Source organism: Candidatus Omnitrophota bacterium (assembly GCA_018894435.1).
Taxonomy (GTDB): Bacteria; Omnitrophota; Gorgyraeia; order JAHIPI01; family JAHIPI01; genus JAHIPI01.
The window spans coordinates 1-3,300 of the sequence record JAHIPI010000011.1 but is presented as its reverse complement, the minus strand read 5'-3'; the positions used below and the strand labels follow the sequence as shown (position 1 = coordinate 3,300).

Sequence of the window (3,300 nt, the reverse complement as noted above, 5' to 3'; positions counted from 1 at the left end):
TTATAGGAGTGGTTCTGGGTGTGATAGCGGGTTATTACGGCGGATGGGTTGATAGCGCCATTATGCGCCTCATAGAAGTGATGCTCTGTTTCCCGACTTTTTACCTTATACTTATGATATTGGCATTTTTGGGGCCTTCTATAGTTTACGTAATGATTGTAATCGGCGTGACGAGCTGGATGGGGCTGGCGCGTCTTGTGCGCGCAGAGTTTCTGTCGCTTCGCGAGCGTGAATTCGTAGTGGCCGCAAGGGTTCTCGGCGCGTCGGATAGAAGGATAGCCTTCAGGCATATATTGCCTAACGCCCTCGCGCCGGTTTTTGTAAGCGCCACATTAAGCGTGGGCGGCGCGATATTACTTGAAAGCGGGTTGAGCTTTTTAGGCCTCGGCGTCCAGATCCCCACGCCGAGCTGGGGCAATATAATAAGCACCGGCCGTTTCTATATAGACAGCGCCTGGTGGCTGACGCTTTTTCCGGGGCTTGCGATATTGATGACGGTATTGAGTTTTTATTTAGTAGGCGAGGGGTTGCGCACGATTTTAGATCCGCGGCTCCAGAGGTTATAAAATGGCACTGCTGGAAGTTAAAAATTTAAGCACATATTTTTATACAAGAGACGGCGTGAGGAAGGCTGTTGACGGTGTCAGCTTTTCAGTCGGCACGAGCGAGACTTTAGGGCTTGTCGGAGAATCCGGTTCCGGCAAAAGTGTTACGGCGCTCTCTATCCTGCGGCTTGTGGATGAGCCCGGCAGGATAACCGGCGGCGAAGTGATCTTTGATGGAAAACCGCTTTTTAAACTTTCGCCGGAAGAGATGCGCGCTATACGGGGTAAAGAGATATCAATGGTGTTTCAGGAGCCGTTGACGGCGTTGAATCCCGTTATGACCGTGGGCGAGCAGATAATCGAACAGATATTGGCGCACGTCAAAATACCAAAGCGCGAAGCAAAAAGACGCGCTCTTGGGCTTTTAGGGGAGGTCCACCTTCCTGATCCGGAGAGGATCTTTTATGACTATCCGCACCGCTTGAGCGGCGGTATGAGGCAGAGGGCCATGATAGCCATGGCGTTATCCCTTAATCCTAAACTTTTGATAGCGGATGAGCCGACGACCGCGCTTGATGTGACTATACAGGCGGAAATACTTGAGCTTTTTCGTGAGATAAGAGAGAAGCATAATATGTCGGTCCTGTTTATAACGCATGATTTCGGCATAGTCGCCCAGCTGGCAGAGTCTGTATGCGTAATGAAAAAAGGAAAAATAGTGGAAGCGGGGGGCGTGGATGATATATTCTATTCGCCCAAAGATGCCTATACCAAAGAGTTATTGGCAGCGGTGCCTAAAATACAATTTAAGGGCTTCAAATGATAACGGTAAAATCGCTGAGTAAATATTTTCCTATAAAACGCGGCGTTTTCCAAAAGACATCCGGTTTCGTGAAAGCCGTGGACGATATCTCGTTCTCTATAGGAAAAGGCGAGACATTTGCGCTTGTAGGGGAATCCGGTTCCGGCAAGACGACGGCGGGAAGGCTGTTGCTTGGCCTTTTGGCGCCGAATGCAGGCGATGTCGTATTCGACGGCCGTCATATATTCGGATTGGCAAAGAAAGAAATGCTCCGTCTTCGAAAAGATATGCAGATGATATTCCAGGATCCGTTCAGCTCGCTCAACCCGCGCATGAACGTACGCAGCATAATTTCGGAAGGGCTTATATTGCACGGCAACTATACAGCCGGCGAAATAGATAAAAGATGCGATCATGTCCTTGAAACGGTAGACCTCAAAAAGGAACACAAAAAGAGGTACCCGCATCAGTTTTCCGGAGGCGAGCGCCAGAGGATAGGAATAGCCCGGGCTGTAATCCTGGAACCAAAATTCATAGTCTGCGATGAACCCGTCTCAAGCTTAGATGTCTCTATACGCGCGAAGATATTGACACTCCTGGCCGACCTTAAAACCCGCCTTAACCTGACGTATCTATTTATAAGCCACGATTTGAGTGTAGTGGCAAATATTGCCGATCACGTGGCCGTCATGTATAACGGTAAGATCGTAGAAACAGGCGATGTGAAAACAGTCTATACAAACCCCCGCCACGAATATACTAAAAAGCTGCTCAAAAGCATACCCATACCCGACCCTCGAACAAGAAATAGTGTTAGATTTTAACCTGCCGCCCGTCCTATTAGATGAAAGCTATCCTACTAAAAAAGGGAGGGGATTAACATGCCGCAAGAATATTCGACACTCGCTTCCATAATAAATACGCTTGGTACGAAATATGACTTATTGGACCTTGTGGACTATTTAGCCGACATGCTATTTATTCACGATGAGAATGAGAGGCAGTCATTTAGAGAAAAGTGTTTATTTACGCAGCGCGAGCAGATACTATAGACGCATAACGTTACACAACGCATAAATTATTACGTCCTATTCCTAGGGGCGGCTATCCGGTAAAACCGGATCCGCCCCTTGTTTTTTTTGATGCAAGTCTGCCAGAAAATGCTTGGGCTTTTCAGTTTTGAGAGGTATAATCTGTAAAGAAGCGCAAATCTAAAAGGAAGCCAATGTCCGAACATATATGCCCCAATTGTAAAGAGCCCAATCATGACGATGATGCCCTCTTATGCATTTATTGCGGCGAATCCCTTCGCCGCGAATCAGGCATAATCGGCAGGATGAAATACACTCACCACAAGAGCATCTTCGTTACAGCCATAATCCTCATAGTCCTCGCCTTTTGTGTGTTAATGCTTCGATAACCATAATAATATTGATACTCTCCTCGCTCCGAAAAACACCGGATTCCTTTTACCGAACCCCGCCGTTTGACTTTTATTGCCCGCAAGCGTATAATTGACGTAAACGATGGAGTGAACATGATGAGAAAGATGGCAATTTTTGTTGTGACACTGGCGTTTATGGTAAGTTTGACTCAGACGGCCTCGGCCGGTATGAGATATGGAAGTTCGGATACTTCATCTGAGGTGATAACCGGCACAGTTCTTTTTATGTCGACTAACAGCCTGACAGTAAAAGATAATAAAACGCGCACGAACAGGACCGTTGATATACGTAGCGATCTGATGTCCGGACTGGAGGAAGGGGATAAGGTAAAGATAGTACTTCAGAAAAACAGTAATCTGGCCGAAAAGGTGATAAAACTTAAATCCAGATCCAAAAATAAATAAGAACGTACAGTATTGATACTTCGCAGGCTGTCCCCAAATAGGACGTCGCCAATTTATTAATTTCCCATTGCAATTTCACGATATCTAGTATATGATTATATGCT

6 protein-coding genes are annotated in these 3,300 nt (G+C 46.5%); all 6 read left to right on the top strand.

Annotated features, from left to right (window positions below):
• Nucleotides 1-566: ABC transporter permease (locus KKI13_00850; protein ID MBU4487603.1), on the top strand; the 566-nt coding region annotated here is incomplete at its 5' end.
• 1 nt (nucleotide 567) lies between these two features.
• Nucleotides 568-1,368, top strand: a complete 801-nt coding sequence (locus KKI13_00845) for an ABC transporter ATP-binding protein (protein ID MBU4487602.1) — start codon at nucleotides 568-570, stop codon at nucleotides 1,366-1,368.
• Entirely contained in the window at nucleotides 1,365-2,171 is an 807-nt protein-coding gene (locus tag KKI13_00840; protein ID MBU4487601.1) for an ATP-binding cassette domain-containing protein, read from the top strand. Before KKI13_00845 ends, KKI13_00840 begins: the two co-directional genes overlap by 4 nt.
• 57 nt (nucleotides 2,172-2,228) lie before the next feature.
• Nucleotides 2,229-2,399, top strand: a complete 171-nt coding sequence (locus KKI13_00835) for a hypothetical protein (protein ID MBU4487600.1) — start codon at nucleotides 2,229-2,231, stop codon at nucleotides 2,397-2,399.
• 173 nt (nucleotides 2,400-2,572) lie between these two features.
• The gene (locus KKI13_00830) at nucleotides 2,573-2,767 is read left to right on the top strand and encodes a zinc-ribbon domain-containing protein (GenBank protein ID MBU4487599.1); all 195 of its coding nucleotides are present in this window, start codon (nucleotides 2,573-2,575) and stop codon (nucleotides 2,765-2,767) included.
• A 117-nt stretch (nucleotides 2,768-2,884) separates the two neighbouring features.
• Complete coding sequence (locus KKI13_00825) at nucleotides 2,885-3,196, top strand: hypothetical protein (protein MBU4487598.1); 312 nt, start codon at nucleotides 2,885-2,887, stop codon at nucleotides 3,194-3,196.
• Nucleotides 3,197-3,300: the final 104 nt, after the last annotated feature.

Bases quoted from the DNA above. Each gene is read 5' to 3' on its own strand.
- KKI13_00835 (MBU4487600.1), top strand. From the start codon at position 2,229: ATGCCGCAAGAATATTCGACACTCGCTTCCATAATAAATACGCTTGGT.
- KKI13_00845 (MBU4487602.1), top strand. From the start codon at position 568: ATGGCACTGCTGGAAGTTAAAAATTTAAGCACATATTTTTATACAAGA.
- KKI13_00840 (MBU4487601.1), top strand. From the start codon at position 1,365: ATGATAACGGTAAAATCGCTGAGTAAATATTTTCCTATAAAACGCGGC.
- KKI13_00825 (MBU4487598.1), top strand. From the start codon at position 2,885: ATGATGAGAAAGATGGCAATTTTTGTTGTGACACTGGCGTTTATGGTA.
- KKI13_00830 (MBU4487599.1), top strand. From the start codon at position 2,573: ATGTCCGAACATATATGCCCCAATTGTAAAGAGCCCAATCATGACGAT.